General features: G+C 42.4%; 17 protein-coding genes. 3 read left to right on the forward strand and 14 right to left on the reverse strand.

What is annotated here, in order from left to right:
* Positions 1-27 precede the first annotated feature (27 nt).
* The 8 genes from KXV15_RS00060 to KXV15_RS00095 form a co-directional block, all read right to left on the reverse strand.
* Positions 28-1,047 carry a LacI family DNA-binding transcriptional regulator gene (locus KXV15_RS00060; RefSeq protein WP_240006110.1) on the reverse strand — a complete coding sequence of 340 codons (1,020 nt, stop codon included), beginning with the start codon at positions 1,045-1,047 and terminating at the stop codon, positions 28-30.
* 229 nt (positions 1,048-1,276) lie between these two features.
* Positions 1,277-1,747: a PTS sugar transporter subunit IIA gene (locus KXV15_RS00065; RefSeq protein ID WP_240006111.1), complete on the reverse strand. Its 471-nt coding sequence runs from the start codon at positions 1,745-1,747 to the stop codon at positions 1,277-1,279.
* 189 nt (positions 1,748-1,936) lie between these two features.
* The gene (hpf, locus tag KXV15_RS00070; protein ID WP_240006112.1) at positions 1,937-2,278 is read right to left on the reverse strand and encodes a ribosome hibernation-promoting factor, HPF/YfiA family; all 342 of its coding nucleotides are present in this window, start codon (positions 2,276-2,278) and stop codon (positions 1,937-1,939) included.
* 85 nt (positions 2,279-2,363) lie between these two features.
* Positions 2,364-3,845 carry an RNA polymerase factor sigma-54 gene (rpoN, locus tag KXV15_RS00075; protein ID WP_240006113.1) on the reverse strand — a complete coding sequence of 494 codons (1,482 nt, stop codon included), beginning with the start codon at positions 3,843-3,845 and terminating at the stop codon, positions 2,364-2,366.
* Positions 3,846-3,894: 49 nt separating this feature from the next.
* Positions 3,895-4,635, reverse strand: a complete 741-nt coding sequence (lptB, locus tag KXV15_RS00080) for an LPS export ABC transporter ATP-binding protein (protein ID WP_240006114.1) — start codon at positions 4,633-4,635, stop codon at positions 3,895-3,897.
* A gap of 11 nt (positions 4,636-4,646) precedes the next feature.
* Positions 4,647-5,198 (reverse strand): LptA/OstA family protein, encoded by a 552-nt coding sequence (locus KXV15_RS00085; RefSeq protein WP_240006115.1) that lies wholly within the window; start codon positions 5,196-5,198, stop codon positions 4,647-4,649.
* 1 nt (position 5,199) lies between these two features.
* A complete protein-coding gene (gene lptC / locus KXV15_RS00090) occupies positions 5,200-6,147 on the reverse strand; it encodes an LPS export ABC transporter periplasmic protein LptC (RefSeq protein ID WP_240006116.1) in 948 nt (315 codons plus the stop codon).
* Positions 6,147-6,758 carry a ribonuclease D gene (locus KXV15_RS00095; RefSeq protein WP_240006117.1) on the reverse strand — a complete coding sequence of 204 codons (612 nt, stop codon included), beginning with the start codon at positions 6,756-6,758 and terminating at the stop codon, positions 6,147-6,149. Before KXV15_RS00095 ends, lptC begins: the two co-directional genes overlap by 1 nt.
* Before the next feature lie 254 nt (positions 6,759-7,012).
* Here KXV15_RS00095 and KXV15_RS00100 point away from each other — a divergent pair, with 254 nt between their 5' ends.
* Positions 7,013-8,716, forward strand: a complete 1,704-nt coding sequence (locus KXV15_RS00100) for a methyl-accepting chemotaxis protein (RefSeq protein WP_240006118.1) — start codon at positions 7,013-7,015, stop codon at positions 8,714-8,716.
* A 61-nt stretch (positions 8,717-8,777) separates the two neighbouring features.
* Here KXV15_RS00100 and KXV15_RS00105 read toward each other — a convergent pair whose 3' ends face one another.
* The 4 genes from KXV15_RS00105 to KXV15_RS00120 form a co-directional block, all read right to left on the reverse strand.
* Positions 8,778-9,368 carry a Tll0287-like domain-containing protein gene (locus KXV15_RS00105; RefSeq protein ID WP_240006119.1) on the reverse strand — a complete coding sequence of 197 codons (591 nt, stop codon included), beginning with the start codon at positions 9,366-9,368 and terminating at the stop codon, positions 8,778-8,780.
* A gap of 65 nt (positions 9,369-9,433) precedes the next feature.
* Entirely contained in the window at positions 9,434-12,790 is a 3,357-nt protein-coding gene (locus KXV15_RS00110; RefSeq protein WP_240006120.1) for a trifunctional glycoside hydrolase family 18/polysaccharide deacetylase/glycosyltransferase family 2 protein, read from the reverse strand.
* An 86-nt stretch (positions 12,791-12,876) separates the two neighbouring features.
* A complete protein-coding gene (locus KXV15_RS00115) occupies positions 12,877-13,620 on the reverse strand; it encodes a polysaccharide deacetylase family protein (RefSeq protein ID WP_240006121.1) in 744 nt (247 codons plus the stop codon).
* Positions 13,620-15,416 carry an HAD-IIIC family phosphatase gene (locus KXV15_RS00120; protein ID WP_240006122.1) on the reverse strand — a complete coding sequence of 599 codons (1,797 nt, stop codon included), beginning with the start codon at positions 15,414-15,416 and terminating at the stop codon, positions 13,620-13,622. The genes KXV15_RS00115 and KXV15_RS00120 overlap by 1 nt, the downstream gene beginning before the upstream one ends.
* A 148-nt stretch (positions 15,417-15,564) precedes the next feature.
* Here KXV15_RS00120 and ettA point away from each other — a divergent pair, with 148 nt between their 5' ends.
* The gene (gene ettA / locus KXV15_RS00125; RefSeq protein ID WP_240006123.1) at positions 15,565-17,226 is read left to right on the forward strand and encodes an energy-dependent translational throttle protein EttA; all 1,662 of its coding nucleotides are present in this window, start codon (positions 15,565-15,567) and stop codon (positions 17,224-17,226) included.
* Between the two features lie 130 nt (positions 17,227-17,356).
* Positions 17,357-18,274 carry a DUF2971 domain-containing protein gene (locus KXV15_RS00130; RefSeq protein WP_240006124.1) on the forward strand — a complete coding sequence of 306 codons (918 nt, stop codon included), beginning with the start codon at positions 17,357-17,359 and terminating at the stop codon, positions 18,272-18,274.
* Between the two features lie 595 nt (positions 18,275-18,869).
* Here KXV15_RS00130 and KXV15_RS00135 read toward each other — a convergent pair.
* Positions 18,870-19,865: a bifunctional helix-turn-helix transcriptional regulator/GNAT family N-acetyltransferase gene (locus KXV15_RS00135; protein WP_240006125.1), complete on the reverse strand. Its 996-nt coding sequence runs from the start codon at positions 19,863-19,865 to the stop codon at positions 18,870-18,872.
* A 78-nt stretch (positions 19,866-19,943) separates the two neighbouring features.
* Positions 19,944-24,842, reverse strand: a complete 4,899-nt coding sequence (locus KXV15_RS00140; protein ID WP_240006126.1) for an NAD-glutamate dehydrogenase — start codon at positions 24,840-24,842, stop codon at positions 19,944-19,946.
* Positions 24,843-24,854 lie beyond the last annotated feature (12 nt).

Consider the following 24,854-nt stretch of genomic DNA (forward strand, 5'->3'; position numbering starts at 1 on the left):
CCAAAAATCCAAACCTTCCGCAAAATATTAAACTTTGCGGACCTTTTGCGTAGAAGCACGAATTATCAACTCCGGTAAAAAGACAATTCCACTTCGCTTGTCGGTGCTTTGAAACTCTTTGTCTTCAAGCATTGAATACAAATAGTTTAAGCCCCTTTTCCCAACCTCAAATATTCCGACGCGAATTGTCGAAATAGTCGGGCTGGTGAAACGTGTAATCGGAATGTCGTCAAAGCCGATAATGGCAACATCATCGGGAACTTTGATTCCAATTTCCTGTAATCTTGTAAGCGCACCCACCGCCATCATATCATTGGCGGCAAAAATACCGTCTGGCGGGGTGCCATTTTTAAAAAACTCATCAATTGCGGCGCGACCGGCTTCTTCGGTAAAATCGCCCTCAAATACAAGTGGTTCTTGACCTATGAAACAGGTCTCTAAACCTTTTAAGAAACCATTTTCACGCTCATTGGCCTCAAAGTTTGATTGTGGGCCACTTATGTGGGCAATACGTTTGCAGCCGACATCATATAAATGACGAACCGCCTTTAAAGCGCCACCACAATTATCAACCGATATAACACCGCCATTGTCATCATTAAGCTGGCTAGAAATTGCAACAATAGGAAAATCATTCGGCAATATTTCGCGCAAACTATTTGGGCTGGCAAATGGCAACATTACAAGCATACCATCAACACGGCCGGCCATAGAACGAATTGCGCCAACCGTCTCATTCAAATCACCATGTGAACCCGAAACCATAATATGAAGGCCACATTCACGGGCACTTTGATCAATGCCACGAATAATTTCCGAAAAGAATTCGCCGTAAATATCTGGTAAAAGTACGCCAATTGTATTGTTGCGACTGGTGGCAAGTGAGCGCGCGCCACCATGTGGAATATATTTTAATTTAGAAGCGGCAGAAAGAACACGCGAACGAACGTCATCGGTCACATTATCAAGGCCATTTATGACCCGTGACACAGACGCGACAGAGACCAAAGCCTCTCTGGCAACATCTTTTAGCGTTGCACCCTTCATCCTTGCGTTTCCCTTTGTATACCTTTTCGGCATCCCTGCTGTTTCAACCCTTTTATTTAGGCCTAAAACATTGGCTTTTTTGGTTTGTTACCAATTTTTAAAATTGTGTAAACGTTTACAATAATCTTGTCAATAAAATTATGTAATCGTTTACGCAAATAAATATAATTACGCTTTTGGCGTATTATTTATGAAACCAAATCAATAAATTAAAGGAAATTGTGGGAAGCTACGCTACCTGAGAGCTTTCGTCTTCATCGGTCAATAACGCCAATAATGCCGCCGCAGAACGTGCCGAACGCAAAGAAGAACGGTTCTTTGGCTCACGCATGATGCGGGTTACTTTGGCAAGTGCCTTAAGATGGCTTGCGCCCGAATCTTCAGGAGACAAAATAAGGAATACCAAATCGGCAGCGATATTATCAGGCCCTTCGAAATCGGTAGGCTTTTCAAGCAAAGCAAAAACACCAACCGATTTAGCAAGACCTTTTATACGAGCATGCGGAACCGCAACACCTTCGCCAACGCCGGTGCCGCCAAGTGCCTCACGCTTCATTGCATTTTCGAATGCTTCATCGGCGTCAACGCCATAAGCATCGTGTGCAGTCGTGCAAAGACGTTTCAAAACCTCACGGCGGTTTGCACCCTTTGCACGATATAAAACGCTGTGCGCATTAACTAAATCGCCTAATTTAGGCATCGCAATCCTCACACATAATTTGCAAAATCGAACCGACATAAAGGTCGAAAAACACACAATTTTTGCAATTATGTAAAACTTATAAAAACCCACTGTAATACAGTGGGCGCACCAGCACAATAATCACGAACGAAATTCACAATTATCAGGCGCGCCCAAATAGCCTAAAGTGTTATTTCCCGCAAGTCATTATTCAGTGACTTCTCTAGGGGCTTGTCCATGTGGGTGATGGTCTTTTAATTTTCTTTTATTTCTTCTTACCCGTTTTTCGATTTTATCAAGGGCAACGGCAAATGCGGCATGCGGATCATCCGCATCGGCACTAGCCTCCATTTTGACCTTCGAATCGAGGTGGAGATGAATATCGACCGTGTAAAGATGTCGTTCCTTGCTTATAATGACGTTTGCTTCACCATCACGAGAGCTTGCATATTTTGCAATGCCTTTGCTCAAATCTTCTTCGATTTTGCCGCGTAGAGCATCACCAACATCAAGATTTTTTCCAGTAACACGTGTGCGTAGTTCGGTCATATAAGCCTCCTTTTGTTGTTATTCTTCAAACTGTAACACAAAAATGGCAAATTTAAGATTTGATTACATATTGCAGCGCATCAAATCAGAATGACTTTTGGCGTTTTCTCGTTACAGATGACGGGATACGCATTGCTTCGCGGTATTTTGCCACAGTCCGGCGGGCAATATCTATACCGGTCTGTTTTAGAATATCCACAATGGCATCATCCGATAATGGGGCAAGAACCGGTTCTTCGTCAATAAGTGTTTTAATTTGATAACGCACAGATTCGCTTGAATGTGCCTCACCACCATATGAAGAAGAAATTGATGTTGTAAAAAAGTATTTTAATTCAAAGACACCGCGTGGGGTCGAAATATATTTATTTGATGTAACGCGACTTACAGTCGATTCGTGCATATCAATCACATTTGCCACATCTTTAAGCACAAGCGGGCGCAAGTGCGACACACCATAAGTCAAAAAGCCGTCTTGTTGACGAACTATTTCGCGGGCAACTTTTAAAATTGTGCGCGCACGCTGATCAAGGCTTTTTACCAGCCAGCTCGCCTCATTTTGGCATTCAGTGATATATGACTTTTCATCTTCGGTGCGGGCATGGCGTGAAACCATTTCACAATATGAATTATTAACCAAAACTTTTGGCAAGTTTTCAGTGTTCAATTCGACAACCCACAAACCATTTGGCGCCTCGCGCACAAAAACATCCGGTGTTATGGCATCGCTAGAGGTACTTCCAAATGAAGCACCAGGTTTTGGGGTTAGAGAGCGGATTTTACCAATCATCCCCGCCAAATCCTCACCATCTACCTCAAGAATATGGCACAAAGAGCGCAAATCATGTTTGGCTAGCATATCAAGATTATCAAGCAAAAGCGCCATTTTTTCATCCAATTGCTTTTTCTCGTGCAATTGGGCCGCAAGACATTCCTTCACATTGCGCGCACAAACGCCAATCGGGTCAAAGGTTTGCAGAACCGCAATGATGTCTTCTAGTTTTTCTTCATCAATACCAAGATTGCGGGCAACCTCTTCGCCATCAATTCGCAAATAGCCACCATCATCAATCGAATCTATCAAATAGGCGGCAATCATTTTGTCTTGTGGATTTTCAAAAGCGAGATTTGCCTGTGTCTCAAGGTGGTCGCGCAGACTTACTTCCTGCGCCAATGTTGATTCGAGAGAATCAAGTTCGTCATACGAACGCCCCGAACCCGCGCTTGACCAATCGGTTTGCGAACCATAACTTTCAGCTGCAGGAATATCCGCATCATTATAAACATCTTCGTATGATGCATCGATAGAATCAGAAGCGCCCGGTTCATCGCCTTCGGCGGAAACACCCAATTCGGTAACATCATCGGATTTTGCAAATTCGTCTGAAGCTTCTTCGGAAAACTCTTCTTCTTCACGCTCTAGCGCAGGATTACGTTCAAGTTCTTGATTTATATAGTCATTCAGCTCAAGGTTTGACAATTGCAGGATTTTAATTGCCTGTTGCAATTGTGGGGTCATTACCAGACCCTGTCCCTGCTTTATTTCCAACCTATTGGCAATTGCCATATAATTTTCCCTCTTGAACCAGAGGAAAAATTAAAATTCCTTCCCCTGACTAAAAATCTTTTCCAAGATAGTATCGTCTTACTAAATCATTGTTAAGAACTTCTTGTGATGTCCCTTCGAACAGCACACGCCCCTCAGCAATAATTGCAGTTCTGTCCACAATTTGCAGAGTTTCGCGCACGTTGTGATCAGTTATAAGAACACCAATACCGCGTTCTTTTAAATAATTTACTAACGCGCGAATATCGGCAATCGCAAGTGGGTCAACACCGGCAAAAGGTTCATCCAAAAGGATATATTTAGGGTCGGTAGCAAGCGCGCGCGCAATCTCTAATCGCCGTCTTTCACCACCAGAGAGGGTTGGTGAGGGCTGATTCTTAAGTCGTTCGATATTTAATTCGCGCAATAATTCTTCCATTTTGTCTTGGCGAACTGATTCGTTGCTTTCAACGGTTTCCAAAACCGCAAGAATATTGTCCTTTACACTAAGGCCACGGAAAATTGATGGCTCTTGTGGCAAATAACCAAGACCAAGGCGGGCACGAACATACATTGGTAAATCGGAAACATCGGTTCCATCGATTTCAATATAACCAAAGTCAGCCTGAATAAGGCCGGTAATCATATAAAAGCACGTAGTTTTACCCGCACCATTCGGCCCCAAAAGCCCCAAAACTTCACCGCGATCGAGGCGCAGTGAAACGTCGGAAACCACCTCACGCCCCTTAAAGCTCTTGCCCAGATTACGGGCAACCAAACCAGATTTATCTTTTTTCGCAGAGCTATTCATCATATTTCCGATTATTTTTTTGCTTTTGGTTTAGTGGCGGTTTGATCATTAGGGAACATTACCGCTTTTACCCGCCCAGAACTCGACTTTAACTGGGATTGATTGGTGATGGTATTTACGCGCAATTCATCGCCTTGGGCAACGCTTTGCCCCTGTACCAAAATAACATTGCCGGTAAAAATAATGATATTGTTTACCGCATCATAGAATGCCTTATCGGCACGAACTTTTTGCGTTGGGGAAACAAGGAAAGTTTCGCCATCTGAATAAACTTTTTGAATTTTACCAGCCTGTGCAGTTCCCTCTGCCCCACTAATGATACGGAAAGAAGGCGCACGCAACACCTTGTCTTTGTTTACAACTTCGGCATGGCCACTAATAACGGTTGTATTATTCTGCGGTTGAAAATCAACGCTATCGGCGCTTATGCTTATTGGGCCATTGGCGGTTTGTTGTGCAAAAGCAAGTATTGGACAACCCAAAACAGCAAGGCCAGTTATAAAAAATGCCGATACGGAATTGGCAAATTTCTTTTTAACCGCATTGCAATCAATCGCTTCCATTTTAGTTTTCCTTCACCATCAAGCCGTTTACCTGGCCCTTAAGAACCACGCGCTTGGTATCAAGATTATATTCATAACTTTTCGCGCTAGCAGAATTTCCGCCTGAAGTAATTACAATATTGCCAAAGCCATACATAGTTTTGGTTTTATTATCATAATCAAGCGTTTCCGATTGCGCAGTAACATTTTTTGACGTTACTGTAACGCCACCCGCTGCATAGGCATGGCTACCAAGCCTATCGAATTTTATGCTATTTGCAGTAACACGATTTTCTTCCGAGGTTAATACAACGCTTCCTTGTGTATCCAATATTTGCGTTTTGTCATTCCATATTGCCAAGGTCGAGGTTAAATTTTCACCGCTTTCACGGAAAAGCCTTACATTACCCATTAACCAGATTAATGGCTGGCCCATTGGTTTTTTCATTGCATTTTTGGGTGCGGGCGCTTTTACATCATGGGTGCGCGGGTCGTCCGCCATCCAATACGCTTTATCAGACGTTGAATTATCACCATTGGTGTTTTTATATACCACATTATCAATAAGCTCTAACTCTTGGGTTTCTTGGTTCCAATTACCGGTTTTAGCAACCAAATCAGCGCCCGATGCAGATGTAACATGCGGATTAACCAATGAAACCACCGCAGCATTACCATTTATAGAGCGTAATGCCTTTTCAGCAACAATCGTTATTTTGCCACCAGATTCAGAATGCCCAATGAAACGTGGGTTGGAAATAACCAAATCATTGCCAACAATTAATTGCTTTTGCAAATCTTGCTTTGGCAATAATAGTGACAACCCAAGGAATCCACCAAACAAACCCGCACTTATGGCTGCCGCAAGCAATAAGCCACGACGCAGCAAATTAATCCGCATATTGCGCAAAGTGAATTGCGGTAGCGAAAATACATTATTCTTTGGTGATACAGGGGCTTCGGTTGTCATTAGTGGGAGAATATATCAGTTTCTCCAAAACCAAGCAAATCAATATCTGCCTGTGTATTGAGAAAATTAAAACATGATTTTGCAATTTCTAAACGCTCATGACGTTTTAGCATCATGACCAATTTTTCCTTGGCGGCATGTAAATATAATACATCAGAAGCAGCATAATTTTGCTGCGCCTCGGTAAGTTCGTCTTGCCCCCAATCTGAAGATTGCTGCGCCTTATTCAATTCAACGCTAACCAATTCACGCAATAAATCTTTTAGACCGTGACGGTCAGTATAGGTACGAACCAGTTTTGATGCAATTTTTGTACAAAATACAGGGCGACACTCTACGCCAAGGTATTTTTTTATCATCGCCACGTCAAAGCGCGCAAAGTGAAACAGCTTTTCAATCTTTTCATCGCCAAGCAGTTTTTTAAGATTTGGGCAATCATAGTTTTTACGGTCAAGCTGCACAACATGGGCATTACCATCACCCGCCGAAAGCTGAACAACACATAATTGATCACGAACTAGGGAAAGCCCCATGGTTTCGGTATCAATGGCAACACAATCGCCAAAATTGATACCTTCTGGCAAATCGCCTTTATGGTAAAAAACGGTCAAAATATTATTCCTTTAGAATAGCCTTCTTTAACCAATACCGCCGCAATTGCCAAGTGCGTTGTTTGCTTTATGTCAATGCCATATTTTTTGGCATAAGTTGCTAATTTTCATAGTATTTATGCATAAATTACATGCCCGCAATCGATTTCTTACCTCCAGTAGTAATTTAATTAACCTGTCGGTAACTGTTTTGCGTGAACATTTAATTTAGCAAATGCTAATTTAGATAACTTATCTGGGACTGGGGACGGTATATGCGTAAGTTGAGCGCGATTTTCTCAAATTTCAACATGCCTACAAAAATTAATCTTATGATAGGCTTTTCTCTAATCGTTATGCTGTTCCTTGCGATGATGTCGTTAGCGCAAACACAGAACACATTGATGCGCGAAAAGAGCATTCTGATAAAACAACATGTTGAAATGGTCGATAATATCGTCCAGCAATATTATTCAAAGCAACAAGCCGGCACCATTACCGAAGCACAAGCCGAAGCAGGGGCAAAAGAAGCAATCCAGAAATTGCGTTATGACGGCAATAATTATTTTTGGATTATGGATAAAAATGCCAAAATTATTCTTCACCCTATAAAACCAGAATTAAACAACAGCGATGGCAATAAAATAAAAGATCCAAAAGGAAAGCACCTTTTCACCGAAATGGCGCAAGTTATCGCAAAGGATGGCAGTGGTTTTATTCGCTATGAATGGTCAAAACCAACAGCAGATCCTAAAAAGTCTTTTGCCAAAATGGCTTATGTGCAGGATTTGAAAAAATGGGGTTGGACCGTTGGAACCGGTATTTATATTGATGATGTAAATCGTGAAATACTAGCTGCATTTTCACGCATCGCAATTGGTATCTTTTTCACAATGATAATATTTGGCTTTGTTGCCTATCTATTCTCAATCGATACAGTTGGCGCAGTAAAAAATATTATTGCAAACCTTGAACTGCTTTCGCATGGCAAAAGATGCCAAGATCTTCCGGTTTCAAGACGTGATGAATTTGGCAATATGGCGAAGAACATTTCTGATGCTGATGAAAAGTTACATATCGCCCGCCAAAGCGAAGCACAAAGAATGGAAAATGCGCAAAATGAAATCAAGAAAAAAGAAACTCTTGAAAAATTAATTTCCGAATTTGAGGCGCGCTCAGGAACTATTCTTACATCTGTTGATAATGCTGCGGATGTTATGTTTGAAACCTTTGAAAATATGACATCACTTGCAGAAGAAGTAAAAACCCGCGCAACCAGCGTTGCGCACGCATCTTCTGAAACTTCTGAAAATGTGCAAATGGTGGCATCGGCAACCGAAGAAATGTCAAGCTCTGTACAAGAAATATCTACGCAAACCCAAATCTTTACCGACACAATGGTTAGCAGTGTTGTACAAATGCAAAAAGCGGATCAAACTTCGGTATTGTTAAATGCGGCAACCACCAAAATTGATGAGATTACAGGCGTAATTCAATCTATTGCCGGACAGATTAACATGTTGGCACTTAATGCCACAATTGAATCTGCACGCGCTGGTGAAGCCGGTCGTGGTTTTGCCGTTGTTGCCAATGAGGTTAAACAACTTGCCGGACAAACCGAAAAGGCAACAATAGAAATTTCGGAACATATCCAAAATATCAAAGATGCGTCATCACAAGTTATTGAGACCATTGGCCAGATTAAAACAACAATTGAATCGGTTGATGGAATTTCAGGCTCAATCTCTTCTGCGGTTGAAGAGCAATCCGCAGTGACCCGCGAAATTGCGCAAAATATGGCAAATGCATCAAGCGGAACTTCCACAATTGATGCCCATATCAATGAAGTTAGCCAGTTCTCAGCGGATGTGGCACAAGCCGCAACGCAAACCGGACAAAGCGCGCATAATATGGTGGATCAAACCAGAATTCTGGGCAATGAAATCAATAAATTCTTGCAGGCAGTTCGCGCCGCATAATTTCGGCATATAAACAAAAACACCGCCCAAAAGGCGGTGTTTTTTTGTGCGATTAAAAAACTTATTTTGCTTCTTCGGATGACATTTTTACCAAGAATGCACCGCGCAAATCACCTTCTTTAAAGCCTGTTGCATCGTCATGCGGATAAAGGCTTTTAATCTTTGCATTTAATGCAGGGTCAATATTTGTTCCGTGGCAAGTTGTGCAAGGCTTATCCTTTAGCGTAATTGCGCGCATGAAATATACATAGTTTTTGCCATCTTCTTTGGCGGTGAAAATCGCTTCTTTTGGGGTTTTGTCTTCATTTAATGGTGCGGCAACCCATTCGGTTAGATATTTCTTTTCAACCTCATTGGGCATAGCAATTGGATTACGTGCCTTTAGGCTAATCCGTTTTATACTTATGCCATTTTCTTGTGAAACATCTTGGGCAATTGCTGGTGCTGCTTGTTGGCAAACTTCAACCGCACCCACAGGTCCACCCGCCTTAAGCGCAGCACCAAGGGCAGCTTGCAATTTTGATGAATATTGTTTGATTACAATATCCGATTTTGCACTTACTTTTGCTTTATCGTATTTAACGGCCTCATCGGCGGCACATGATGCAACCAATGCCATAAAGGGTAATATTAAAATTTTAAGATTTTTCATAACAATCCTCACTCGCTCAGCCCTTATTAGTCATCACTAATATATTGTGCAAGTGGGATTATTATTTATTCTGAAACTTTAACCCGTCCGCTTCTTTCTAACTGCCCCCAACCGGCCCAAAGACCAGAAATAGCAGTGAAAATTGCTTTGATGCTTACTATATACATAATTTGGCGATAGGCGAATTTTTGAATAATCATCAAAAGCCATGGGAAATTACTTTTACGGGTTTCAATTGAATAGGCAATGAAACCACCGCCAACATCAATCGTTACAAAGCATAACCAATAGACAAGCATACGCAATAAATCGGTATGGGTCGCCATAAAGCCGTGCTGATGCACTTTGATAATTGTATTGATGATACTTATGACCAATGCCAAATCAATCAATGGCGAAATTAGCGCAAAGAAAATTTGGAATACCCATGCTTGTGTCATACCAATGAAGGCAAGGCCATTTGGGCGGGTCTTTGGATTATCAAAGAATATACCACGGTGTTTCCACAAACATTGCAAAGTACCATATGACCAGCGGAACCGTTGTTTTGAAAGCGCCTTAAAGGTTTCTGGCGCTTCTGTCCACGCAACAGCATCATCATCATAGACAACTTTCCAGCCATTACGCTGGATGGCGATGGTTAAGTCTTGATCTTCGGCAAGGGTGTTTTCTGGATATAGGCCCGCTTGTTCAAGTGCCGCACGACGCCATGCACCAACCGCACCCGGAACAACCGTAATCGCGTCAAAATTTGCAAGGGCGCGGCGTTCAATATTTTGTGCCACAACATATTCAATACCCTGCCAACGGGTTACGAGGTTTACCTCATTACCCACGCGGGCATTTCCTGCCACCGCACCAACTTTCTCATCAATAAACCAACGCACCAATTTTGAAATTGTGTCGGGTTCAAATTGGGTATCGGCATCAAGGGCAATGATAATATCGCCTTTTGCAAGCTCGATAGCCTTGTTAAGGGCGCGGGCTTTGCCACCATTTTCAAGATTTAATAATGTAACTTTTGGATTGGCTCCGAAATTTTCTTCAACAATTTTGGCGGTATTATCTTTTGAGCCATCATTGGCAATGATTATTTCAAAGCTTGCGTTGCGCGTCATTAACACACGCTCAATCGCGTCTTTAATCACCATTTCTTCGTTATAGGCAGGGATGATAACCGAAACAAATTCTTGCGCATTAATTGGTGGCGGGGTTGATTTTTCAACCTTTATTTTTTGCCATACGCCCAAAATAGTCATGCTTAGGGCTTTGACAATTCCAAGGAAGATTGCAATCGCAAACAGCCATGCCAATATTGCCTTTAAAACCGCCATTGAAATAAAGATTGCAACATCGGCATCAACTGCGGCCCTATCTTTGCCGCTGATTTCAGGCATAGTGAACCCTTTGGGTTTACCCAAAAATTCTGACAGTGTAACAAATTGATAGCCTTTGGCTTTTAGAGTTTGAATAATAACCGGAAGTGCTTTTAAAGTCTGCTCACGGTTACCACCGCTATCGTGAAGCAAAATTATTTGTTCTGAACGGTCGGAATTCGCACCCTCTACTTGAGCGATTGTGGTCTTGATAATATTATCAACGCCAGGGGTTTTCCAATCGTTCGGGTCAACGTGCAGACCAACATTCACATAGCCAAGTTTTTGCGCATTAAGGGCGGGAATTAATTCGTCTGGTGTTGTTGGTTCCGCATCACCAAAATATGGCGCGCGAAATAGACGCATTGAGTGTTTTGTATATGCCTCGACTAGGCGCTGGGTTGTGTTTAGCTCAATCTCTGTGCCTTGCTGGTTATCGCGGGCAAGATTGGGGTGGGTATAAGAATGGTTGCCGATTTCATTTCCTTCGGAAATTACACGGTTTAAAAGACTTGGGTGCGAAAGTGCATTTTCACCAATTACAAAAAAGGTCGCGTTGACCCCTTCTTTTTTCAAAACGTCAAGAATTTTTGGCGTCCATGTAGCATCGGGGCCATCATCAAATGTTAATGCCAACATATTTGGCTTGGCAGCAGAAATTCGGTTTACAACAAATGGTGTTGGAAGCGTTACAAAATCCTGATTGCTGATTAATTGATTTTGGTCAAATATAATGTTCCTGAAACCATCTTTTGGGGTTTCGGTAATGTAAAACACCTCCCCATTGCCTTCGACATCCACATCACCAATTGTTTTAAGGTTATTTAACTGTGGCAGGGTGTTAGTAATGATTGCGCTTTGCGCTTTCCAATAATTACTGTCCTCTGAACCAAGGCGCCAAAGTGCTATGCCATAGGTATTTTCAACCTGCACCGCCTTCATTTCATTCCATGCACTTGCGGCATCAAGAAGCCAAACAGTATGGTTCACGCCATTTTCTTGATAGTTAAAATAGCTATTGCCGCTTTTGGGGTCGAATGTAATCTTGGCACTACTATCATGGGCAATAAGCCATGCTTCTTCTATCGATAGCGCCTCGGCATTTTGCCCATTATCGGCCCAATCATAAGCATAATTGCCGATGGCAATAATGGTTTTATCGGCGCCAATTTTCGCTGTAACTTCGCTTATATTTTTTACAAACCACGCTTGAGACGCTATTGGCCCTGGCGCGCCGCCAACCCAATTTTCATCATATGCCATTAAAAAGATTTTATCGCTTACAGCCGCATATTTTTTGAAATCCCACGACGCATCAGCAGCCGGCGCAGTTATTGTAACAATAATATTATTTTGATTTAGAACAGACTTTGCAGATTTTAAAAATTGCAAATATTTGTCGTGGTCGCCATTATCAAGGTTTTCAAAGTCAAATACCACACCGCTATAAGATGAGTTTTTCGCGGTTTGAATAATTTGATTCAAAAGGTTTTGCTGCCGCATTGGGTTGGCGATAAGCTTTTTCAGAACATCTTTGTCCCATTGATCATTGGCAATATTTTGCACCATCAATAATTTTGCAGGATTCTTTGGCTGTGCCGATAAAAATGCGTTTAACTTACGGTCATTAACCACATTAAGGCTTTGATCTGTTGGCGATAGTGTTCCCGAACCTACAACCAGCCAGTCAATATCATTATAATGGTGCTTTAACGAGGCAAAACTTGCGTCATCCCACGGCACATAGAACGCAACACGCACCGGATTAAAATGTTCATTGGCGGCTTTGCCCTTTTGCTCTTTTGGCAACCAATTACCAATTTTGGTCAAGGTTCGGTTAAATTTGCCAACTTGATGCGAAATTGGAACCGATGACGGATGCTCAAAATTCAATTTAATTGCATCGGGAACCCGCGCCGAAAGAATGGTTATTACAAAAACCACGCTTGCTGCAAGAATTATGAAAATGCCTATGCCAAGGCTAAGATATGAGATGTGCAAACGTTTGCGCGAAGGGTCATAGAAAACTGGTTTATGGGCACTCATTAATTATTGTCCCTGATATTTTTCACCCATATAGCAAATGCGTGGGGCGGCTAATAATGAATTTTCTGTATAGTTTGTTAAAATAGCTATTCATCAAACTGTGTCAATGCCATTGCGGCTTTGACAGTATGCACTTCTATTTCATATTTTTTTAGCATCGCCATAGCGTGATCCAGCATTTCAGGGGTCGCACCCCACGGTGTCGGGTTTTCACATATGTCATGGGTAAATAAGCAAAGCCACGAATTAGTTTCTTTTGCATGACGCACCCAATTTTCAATAAATTCCGGCGTCCATAAACGCGCCTCGATTGGCACTGCCTTTAGCTGTGCCATATCAAACCACTTGCCATTCAAACCTTGGCGAATGCCACGTGAAAGCGGGTAAAGTTCGGAATAAAGTTTTTTGGTACGCGGTGAAATATCACCAAATGGATAGGCAAAGGTTGAAACTTGATAATCGCCCAAGACTTCGTTGAAGAATGCCTTATTATCGGCCTCTTCCTTGCGTAACGCCGCATCGGATGCGGTATAGACCGATGTATGTTTATTGGTATGCGAGCCTAATTCATGCCCCTGGGCCACCAATTCACGAAGATCATCCTCGTCATATTGCTGAACACCCTCTGCAACCTTACCGCAAAAGCCGCCAACAGCATAATAAGTTCCTTTTACGCCATATTTATCAAGGATTTTGCCGCCGACTTGCCATGCAGACTTGGCAAAATCGTCAAATGAAATACTTGCAAGAGGTCGGTTTGCCTTGTTTTTCACAATTTTCACTGGAAGATGTGCAGTAATTTTCAAATTTAGTGAATTAAGAATATTCATTATGCCACTTTCCAATCCAAATTATCGGTCAAAACAACAATTTCTGATGATGCAAACTTTGTGCCATTATCATAAATATAACTATTTTTGTCTTGTTGTTTAAAGCCAAGTTCATCAAGCATGTCGCGTGATGCCTTGTTTTTTGGTGTTTCATGATATGAAACCATTATTTTATCGTGTCCCGATGCCTGCAACTTCTGGCGTAGCCATTCATAAAACGCATTTTCGACACGTTTCTTTTGCGCGCGGCAAGACATAAAAAATTGGTCGATTTTTCCCGCCGCTTTGTCAATAACTACAAAGCCAATCAACCCATATTCGCCAAAATTATCACGACAGGTAAGGGTAACACAAACATGGCTCTCATCGTCTTTTAATGCCAATAATTCATCAAGCGGATATTTATAGCCATTATAATTAAGTTGGTTGGTTCTTTGCGATAATTCATGAACCCGCGCCATATTTTTATCGTTAAGGCGGTCGATTATAAGGCTCATATTAGCTTTGCGCAAAAACTCTTCATAATCATCTCCACCGGAAACAAGTGCCTGATTACGCACCTCATCGGCCTTATACATTGCGCGGCGGTTTTTGCTTTCTTCGGTTACAGACGTTGGAAAGAAATCAAATTCCGGCAATTTACCAACATCTTCATGCGTTAAAATTCGCATTTGCGGGTGGGCATTGCCCACTTCGGCGCGTTCAAACGGTTGGTCATCAACAAAAACAAAGCTATCAATCCCAAGGCTGATTTGCTCTGCAAGGTTTTTAATAGAAATTGATTTTGGCCCCCACCCAATTTGCGGATAAAGGAAATATTCATCAAGCCCGAAATGTTTCAGCGCCTTTTCAACCAAATCTGGATCATTTTTTGAGGCGATTGAATGAACAATGCCGCGTTCATCAAGGGTTTGGATTGCCTTAACCGCTTCGGGGCGAACTTTGACCCCCTCTATGCCATCTTCAACCAAAATCCCATGCCACAGGGTTTCATCCAAATCCCAGACCACAAGTTTCGCCGCTTTTGCCGGTTTGGTTGCGGCGGGTTTTGCAACAATCGCTTTTGGCTTTAATTCCGCAGCCTCTTTAAACGTCACAAAATCACATAGACCAAAAACAATTGCCCGCCCCTCGGCCTCATTCATTGGTTCAATTTGGATTAGGAATTTTTGGTTTAAATCAACATGCTTTTTAATATCATCAAGATTGATAACAAGACACCCATATTCAGGCGTAACTGCAACCTGCCCCAAATACATTTTGCCATTTGCGGCAACGTCAACATTAAAAATCGACACCGTAATTGCGTGGGTTTCACCATCCCCACTTATGGCCTCCAATACAAAGGCATCGGCCGCAAGTTCAAGGTGTGCATCGGCCTTTTGTTGTTGATTTAAATTATAGGCAAAATTTCGCTTTACAAAATATGGAACAATTGGAAGCCGGTTTGCAACCTCCATAATAATCACTTTGGCATCATTTGTGCCGTGTGGTTTTTCACCGCCCACAGCCTCGATTTTTCCCCATTTGCGAAAGCGAACAAGTTTACATTCTTTTGAATTTTCAAATGCCTCAAACCCCGCAACAAAGCGGCGGCAATGCAAATCTTCACGCGGCGAATAAAAGCTACAAGTTGCATAACAAGACGGATATGAGCATTCCGAACAATGTTCCTCAAACACAAGACCCATTTTGGCGCCTATTTGCGCCTTTAATGCCTGATGCTTTGCGGTAAAATCTTCGGGAATGGCAAAATTTGTATAGGATTTTTTGCCTTGCTGCTTCTCTGTAATCATTGTCCACCAGTTATTTTTAATAAAACTATCACCTTGGGCTTAAAATGGGGTTAAGCCTACTGTCACTGGTTTTTTACTGCCCTTTAAAATTTCACAATTTTAGGCTAAACGAGGCGCAATCAGTTTTAACAACAATTGGGGCATTAAATTGGCACAACAATATATTTTCCAGATGCAGGGTCTTTCTAAAACTTATGCGGGCGGTAAAAAAGTTTTTGAAAACATCTGGCTTAGCTTTTATCCAGATGCGAAAATCGGCGTGGTGGGTGTAAACGGTTCGGGTAAATCAACCCTTCTTAAAATCATGGCCGGCCTTGATAAGGATTTTAGCGGTGAAGCAATGGCCGCCAAAGACGTTAAAATGGGCTATTTGCCCCAAGAGCCAGTGCTTGACCCAACCAAAAGCGTTTGGGAAAACGTAATTTCAGAATGCCCTGAAAAAATCTTGCTTGATAAATATAACGAAGTTTCCATGAAAATGGCGGAAGATTATTCCGACGAATTAATGGAAGAAATGACCGCATTGCAAGAGCAAATCGACGCCGCCGATGCATGGGATATTGATTCAAAAATTGAAATGGCAATGGGCGCATTGCGTTGCCCCGACAATGATGCGGATGTCGCCAAACTTTCAGGTGGTGAAAAACGCCGTGTTGCGCTTTGCCGCCTACTTTTATCTAAACCAGATATGATTTTACTCGATGAGCCGACCAACCACTTGGACGCGGAATCTGTTGCGTGGCTTCAACACCACCTTGAAGAATTCCCTGGTTGCGTAATTCTTGTAACCCACGATCGTTACTTCCTTGACCAAGTAACCAAATGGACACTTGAGCTTGATCGCGGCAAAGGCATCCCATACGAGGGTAATTATTCCGCATGGCTTGAACAAAAAGCCAAACGTATGGTTCAAGAAGAACGTGAGTCAGACAGCCGTAAACGCGCCATCGACCGCGAACTTGAATGGGTGCGCCAATCACCAAAGGCGCGCCAAGCCAAATCAAAAGCCCGTCTTGCGCGCTATGAAGAATTGGTCAACGCGGCGGAGCGTGAAAAACAAACCTTTGCCACCATCCAAATCCCACCTGGTCCACGCCTTGGTAACAAGGTTATCGAGGTTGAAAACCTTGTTAAGGCCTATGGTGATAAATTATTGGTCGATGGTATTTCGTTCAAACTTCCACCGGCAGGCATTGTTGGGGTTATTGGTCCGAACGGTGCGGGTAAATCAACCCTGTTTAATATGATTACCGGCAAGGCCCAGCCCGATAGTGGCACAATCACCCTTGGCGACACCGTGAAACTTGGCTTTGTTGACCAATCACGTGATGCACTTGATGATAATAAAAACATCTGGGAAGAAATTTCAGACGGCCTTGATATTATCGAGGTTGGCGGTCGTGAAATCAACTCCCGCGCTTATGTTTCATCATTCAATTTCAAAGGTGGAGATCAACAGAAAAAAGTCGGTCTTTTATCAGGCGGTGAAAGAAACCGTGTTCACCTTGCCAAAACCCTTCGTATGGGTGCGAACGTATTACTTCTCGATGAGCCGACCAACGATTTAGACGTTGAAACCTTGCAGGCATTAGAAGCGGCACTGGATGATTATCCGGGTTGTGCCGTGGTTATTTCCCACGATCGCTGGTTCCTTGACCGTGTGGCAACCCACATTTTGGCATTCGAAGGCAATTCACATGTTGAATGGTTTGAAGGCAACTTTGAAGCCTATGAAGAAGACAAAAAACGTAGATTGGGCGTGGATAATCTAATCCCTGAAAAGATTAAATTCCAAAAATTTGCGCGGTAGTTTTACCCACCAACCACAATTGTTTTATCAAATAACAAAGCCCCCGAAAGTAATTTTGGGGGCTTTTGTTTTCTACAAATTCAATATAAAATTGCTTTGGTGAAAATGATTACTATGTGGAATAAAGAAAATGACTCCACCCTTTTTATATAAATACAAACCAGCTATAAATTTTGCGGACAAAAACAGGCACCCAGATTTTCTTGAGAGTGGACTGTTAAGGATGACCCCACCATCTGAATTCAACGACCCTTTTGAGGGGCTTTTTAATATATCTGATTCTAATGAATATGCTGAAGAATTTGTTTGCGATTATTTAAAAGAAAACAAAGCATCCCAAGCTTTTGATATAAGAATACAAAAAATAGAAATGGGTATCAAAAAAGGCACCTCAAATCGTCATGAAAGAAGAAAGTCTATAAAAGTTATTAAAAGTCCAAAAATTAAAAAAAGCTTCATTAAAAAAATAAATAGCAACCTTAAATCCTTTACTCCAGTCGTTGCAGAAAGCATAGATAATGCAAGTAGTAGTTTCGCAACGACAAGAGATAAATTTGGTGTATTATGTCTTACTGAAAATTGTTTCGATACGACAATGTGGGCTCATTATGCAGAAGAAGGAAAGGGATATTTAGTTGAATTTGATAATTCAAAACACATTATAAATGATGAGTTTTATAGGGAAGGCATACTTTATGAACCGCAAAAAGTTTTTTACTTAAAATCCAAGTCAATATCTCTGTCAAAAAATAATATTGAAAGTTCTCAAAACCCTTTGCTTTCCAAACATGATAATTGGATATACGAAAACGAATGGCGTATAATTGGCGAAACAGAAAAAATTAACCTTCATAAAAATTCGCTTGGAATTGGATTAGTTGAAATTAAACAGGATTCTGTAAAAAGCATAACTTTGGGATATAATATTAACAACGCCGACCTAAAGCAGTATCGTGAAGTGATAAAAAGTGGTCCATTCAAGAATGTTAATTTACGGCAAGCAACAGTGAATAAGGAAAAATTAGAATTAGAGTATATTGAAATATAATCTAATGCTTTTATACAAATAAATAAGTTTAAAATTAATTACATAGCAAAGCATTACCCCGTATTTATTGCGGGGTCTTATTTTTCCAAAATCCCGCAATAAGTGCGGGATGATAGATGGATAGCTTTACGACACCCTACCGTCCGCTTAGCGTCCACCTTCCCTAAAGGGAAGGATTTATAGAAAGTGCGCCTTTTGCTTCGCCCGTTGCTAATGAAGCTGTCGCTATGATGAGCCCCGAAAAGTTTTTAACTTTTTGAATAAGGCAAAGAAAAAAATAATGTGGGTGAAGGGTGAGCCGTAATTAAAAATTTGTTGTCATCCCGGAATTTTATGAAATAAAATGTCCGGGATCTCATTGTAATAATTACCAAGATACCGGACAAATCCTTTGGATTTTCCGGCACGACAAGGCTTAAGTATCTCACCCGTGACTTATCCACCATGTTAACTTCCCGTGATAAAATCAAATCTTACAAACGGCTTGTAAAAAGCCTTGTGCAAGCAAATTATATCAGGAAATGTCAGGTTTTTTGGTGGTGACAAATTTTGGAGGAAGAAAATATATTTAAAAAAATGTAGGATTACAGGGGTTTTATTCCGCCACCCATTTCATCGCAACATCGGCGCGTTCATATTCATGCCCGTATTTATCCATAATCTCTCCCGAATGAACAAACCCCAATTTTTCATATAAATGGATGCTTGAACGTTGTTGGTGGTTGGTCAAAAGGAATAGGGATTTTAAACCCATTTCGCGGGCGCGGGCGAATGCGGCGTAAATAAGTTTTTCCCCAATCTTAAGGCCGCGGTAATGGCGCGAAACCCCAAGTTTGGTAAATTCATACTCAGGTTCCTCCCCATTTTGGGCATCCATTTTCATAAGCGCACAAGTGCCAACAATTTCGCCATTCGACAAACGCGCCAAAAGGATAATGCCGCCCTTGTCCAAAATGGCCTCATTAGGGTGGGAAAGGACGTATTTATCAATATCTTCGACCACAAAGTTTTCGGAAATCCAATCAATATTGATTTTGTAAAAATCACCGGCGTATTCGTCCGAATATTCGATAATTTCAACATCTTGGGGCGTTAATTTTGCCTGTTTTTCAAGGAGGGTTTTAAAGCGCGTGTCAAAACTTTGGTCATCTAATGCCGCCTCGATTTTATTTAGGTTTGAGCAGAAATCGGGCGCAACCTCAAGCAATAAGTCGCGGATAACCCCGTCAACACGTGGCCAAATTTTGCCGCGCAACCCCGCCAAAAGCCCCTGCCCGTCATGGGTTAATGACACCATACGAACCCGACTATCCGCCTTGACGGTGACGGTTTCGATAAGGCCCATATCGCGAAGGTTGTTAAGGTTGCGGGTTATTGCCGGCTGGCTTTGCCCCAAAATTTCGGCAAGCTGGGCAACAGATATTTCGCCCGCATCACCAATTTGCGCAAGCAAAACTGATTGCGATGGAAACATTTCAAAACCCAAATCATGATGGATTTTGGCGGCATCGGTTAAAAAACGATCGGACAGGCGTTTAAGGCGGCTTCCAAGGAAAATATATGGGTTTTTTAAGATTATATCATTTTGCATAACGTGTTATATAACATGTTATATTATTTATGCAATACAAAAATCCCCGCATTATTTAAAAATGCGGGGATAAATGTTTTAACCAATCACCGCGCGGGCGACAAAGTCTTTTAATTGCGTATTGGCAATGGTTAGTTTTGCAAAACTCCAACCACCGGCTGCTTTAAGGTCTTTGATTGCGCTGGTTGCCCTTGAAGCCTCAAGTGAATTTAGCGCAAACCATTGTTTCACAATACCATCAGACCATTTTTTATCTGCCTTATCAGGGATTGCGCCTTTTGACTTGGCAAATTCGATGATTTTTCCGGTTAATTGCGCCTGCTCACCCATGAAATCTTCGATGATGCGGCGGGTTGCAACCTTGTCCCAATGATCTTGACCAGTAACCATGCCTGCGGCGTGGCGCATTTCGTCAAAGCCGATTTCCGCGCCAATTGCATGATAAATTCGTGCCGCACCCAAAAGCGGTGCATCAGAATTTTTGGCAATATCAACAATATCGGTCGATGAAATCATAACCCGAAGGTTGGCGATTTCATGCGCCAAATCAGATGGCGCCCCTTCATTGATAAATTCCTGCGCCAATGCTTCGATACGTGAATATTCATAAGGCGATACCACATTATCAATAACAGGTTTTAGTTGCGCGATTTCAGGGCTGTATGAATTAATCATATCTGTAACCTGATCATTTACGCCAATGCTTGCGTGCGGGGTGCGGCGCGCCAACCAATAGGTTTGACGACGGATTACATTCTGCACCTCTAGCATCATTTTATATTGAAGCGCGGCCGGAATTTTTAAATCTTGACCATTGATTTTTTCAATCGCTTTATCAAGTTCAAAGATTTTACGTGCCGCCGCATATGCCTTTACAATTGCGCCAGTGTCGGCAATCGCGCTTTCACGAACCCTATCCATAAAGGTGATGCCACCAATATCAACAATTCGGTTTGCCAAAACTGTTGCAATGATTTCACGGCGCAGGCGGTGACCACGCATTGCGGTTTCAAACTGATGGCAGCCTTCAGGGAAATAATTGACAAGTGTTTTTTCAAACCATTCATCATCAGGGGCATGTGATGCCACAATCTCACCGAAAAGCTGTATCTTGCTATATGCCATCAAAACCGCAAGTTCAGGACGGGTTAGCCCTTCGCCACGTTCAATTTTGGTGCGCATTTCATCATGAGCCGGCAAGAATTCCACCGCACGATTTAGCTGCCCCAATTCTTCTAGTTGCACCATAAATCTTTCATGGGCATCGGCATCTTGTGCGGCATTTATCTGCTGCAATGATAATGCAAGAGTTTGGTTATAATTATGCTCAAGAACATGGTGCGCGACATCATCGGTCATTGAAACCAATAATGCGTCGCGTGCCTCTTCGGTCATTGCGCCACTACGCACCAAGGCATTAAGCAGAATTTTGATATTAACCTCGTGGTCGGATGAATCCACACCTGCAGAGTTATCAATCGCATCGGTATTAAGACGAATGCCGGCCTTTGCCGCCTCAATACGACCCAATTGGGTTACGCCAAGGTTTGCCCCCTCGCCAATCACTTTAACCCGAAGGTCAGAACCATTGATGCGAATTGCGTCATTGGCCTTGTCACCAACATCTGAATTAGCCTCAGTTTTAGATTTGATATATGTACCAATACCACCAAACCACAATAAATCAGCATTCGCCTTAAGAATTGCGGTCATCAATTCAAATGGTGTTACCTCATCATTGGCAATATCAAGCAATTCCTTGATTTCCGGTGTAAGTGTGATTGATTTTAAAGAGCGTGGGAAAATGCCACCGCCCTTTGAAATCAACTCTTTATTATAATCCTGCCAAGAAGAACGTGGCAATTCAAACAAACGCTTACGTTCGGCAAAGGATTTCGCACAATCAGGATTTGGATCAATGAAAATATCGCGGTGGTCAAACGCCGCCACAAGACGGATTTTCTCTGATAATAGCATACCATTACCAAACACATCGCCCGACATGTCACCGACACCAACCACATTAAACTCTTCGGATTGTGTATCATGGCCCATTTCGCGGAAGTGGCGTTTTACCGCTTCCCAGCCACCTTTTGCGGTGATACCCATCTTTTTGTGGTCATAACCATTTGAACCACCAGATGCAAAAGCGTCACCAAGCCAATGCCCGTATTGAAGTGAAATCGAGTTCGCAATATCAGAGAATGTTGCAGTGCCCTTATCGGCGGCAACCACCAAATATGGGTCATCACTATCAAGGCGAACCACATCTTTTGGTGCAATAATTTTACCCGCCGCATCGATATTATCGGTTATATCCAACAAGCCGCAAAGGAAGATTTTATATGCCGCAATACCCGCCGCCATAAATTCTTCACGCGTTCCACCCTTTGGCAAAGCTTTGGGGAAGAATGCACCCTTTGAACCCACGGGAACAATAACCGCGTTTTTAACCTGCTGCGCCTTTACAAGCCCCAACACCTCGGTGCGGAAATCATCACGGCGATCTGACCAACGCAAACCACCACGCGCCACCGGGCCAAAACGCAGATGCGCGCCTTCAACAATTGGTGAATAAACCCAAATCTCACGGAATGGTTTTGGATTTGGAACTTCGGCAATTTGCGAAGTCGCAATTTTGAATGAAATATATGGCTTGTTTTTGCCATCGGCATCTTTTTGGTAATAATTGGTGCGAACCATATTATTAATCAAATTGGTGATGCGGCGTAATACGCGGTCGGCATCAAGACTTGGAACCTCATTCAACAATGTTGAGATTTCAGTATTGATTGCCTCACATTTTTTACCACTTTCTTTGCCCAAAGCCGGGTCAAAGCGAGTTTCAAAAAGCTCGATAATTTTTTGGGCGATTAATGGATAATCGGCAAGTGCTTGCTCTTGCACCGCTTGTGACGGATCAAGACCTGTCTGACCACGCCAACGTGCAAAGGCCCGAATGAGGCTTGCTTGGCGCCAAGTAATACCAAGTTTCAATATAAGGCGGTTAAAGCCATCATTTTCCGAAGTTCCGCCAAAAATCGCGGCAAAGGCATCTTCAAATGAATTTTCCACCGCCGCAAAATCAAGCGGTGCGCCATCTGATGAACGCATTTCAACATCATGCACCCAAAGAACTTGCGTTTCTTCATCTTGTGACGCAGTTTTCGGTTTGATTTTGAATTGCGCCTCGGATTCAACATAAAGACCCATGCTTTCAAAAATCGGCATTGCTTCGGATAAGGCAACTGGATTATCACGCTTATAAAGTTTACAGCGTAAAATATTATCCTTGTCACCATCCATGCGATAAGCACGAACCCAAACATCAACTTCTTTTAAAATCAGCAATTCCTGAATATCTAAAAGCGCTTCGGATGGGGAGAATTTTTCTTTATAGCCCGCAGGAAAAGCACCAATGAATGGTGCGGCACGAACATTGTTTTTACCCGCACAAACGTCAAGGTCATCATCCCAAGTACGTGTGATTTCGATAATATCACTTTCGAGCTTTTCTAAATCAGGCTCAAGATGATTATAAGGATTAATGCCGATAATATAATGGATGCGTGCCAATGGCGCGTCACCAAATAATGGGTAATAAGATGATAAACGCCCGCCATAGCTTTCGGCAAGTTTCTCACCAACCCGCATTCTTACCGCAGTATTATATTTATCACGTGGCACAAAAACCAAAATTGATAAAAAGCGATTGAATTGATCGCGGCGCGCAAACATTGCGGTGCGCGGCCTGTCCATCAAATGTTGCACACCCATTGCGATACGCAATAGATCATCTTCTTCGATTTGGAATAATTCATCACGTGGATAGTTTTCCACAATATTGCGAAATTTCTTATCATTGTGCGAACCAGGGTCAAAACCAGCTCGTTTGATAACCTTGTCAATCTTGCGGCGCAAAAGCGGAACGTCACGCACCATTGAATCATAGGCCTCAGCAGTGAAAAGGCCAACGAACCGCTCTTCACCAATTAATTTGCCTTTTTCATCGTATTTTTTAATGCCGATATAGTCCAAAACTGCGCGGCGATGCACTTTTGAACGAAGGTTGGATTTTGCAACCACAAGCGGGCTGCCATCCTCAAGATAGGCAACCAATTTATCAGTTAGCATGGTTGGCTCTGAAGAGCGGCGCAAAATACTACGTAATGGGTCACGCAAAATACCAAGATTGCGGTCTTCGACAATATCCGGCTCTTCTTTTGAAAGAGTGCCATCTTCATTGCGTAAATAATTATAAGAACGCGCACCAATGAAAATAAAATGCTCATCCTCAATCCATTTAAGGAAGGCGATATATTCACTTATTTCGTCAGCATTAAGGCCAACATTGGCAACCGCAAGACCCGCAATACATTCTTTCATGCGTGCCTTCATTGCGCGGAAATCTTTTACCGACATTGAAACATCATTCAATGTTTCACGTACGCCCATTAGAATTGCATCGCGTTTTGCCTGTGGCAAAGACGGTAAATGAACCTGAATCATGCTTTCGCGGATGATATGCCCATTATCTTTGGTAACATCATCGATACGTTGCCCATCATCGTCACGTATAACGTCAACAATCGGGTGGAACATGGCGCGGACTTCAACGCCTTGCGCACCGATTTCGCCCATAATGGAATCAACCAAAAACGGTGCATCTGGGCCAACAATTTCTAAAATATCGCGCCCTAATGGCTGCTTGTTTTCGCCTACGCCCTCGATAAGGCGGATTTCTTTCTTTTGCGGGTGCTTGCTTGATGCCCAACTCCAAAAATCATAGGCAAGGTGAGCCAAATCACCAAGTGATAATGCACCAACATCATCAATTGTCGCGTCGCGACCAAACTGGCCTAAAAACTCATTAGCAGCATGGGTTAGCACACCTCCTTGAGTAAAACCATCATATTTTTTTGCAATTTTTAAAAACTCAGCAACATTAATGCGCTCATCAGTGGCATCAACAGACATTCTTCCCCTCCG

It is taken from the genome of Pseudaquidulcibacter saccharophilus, from assembly GCF_019455445.1.
Classification (GTDB): domain Bacteria; phylum Pseudomonadota; class Alphaproteobacteria; order Caulobacterales; family Aquidulcibacteraceae; genus Pseudaquidulcibacter; species Pseudaquidulcibacter saccharophilus.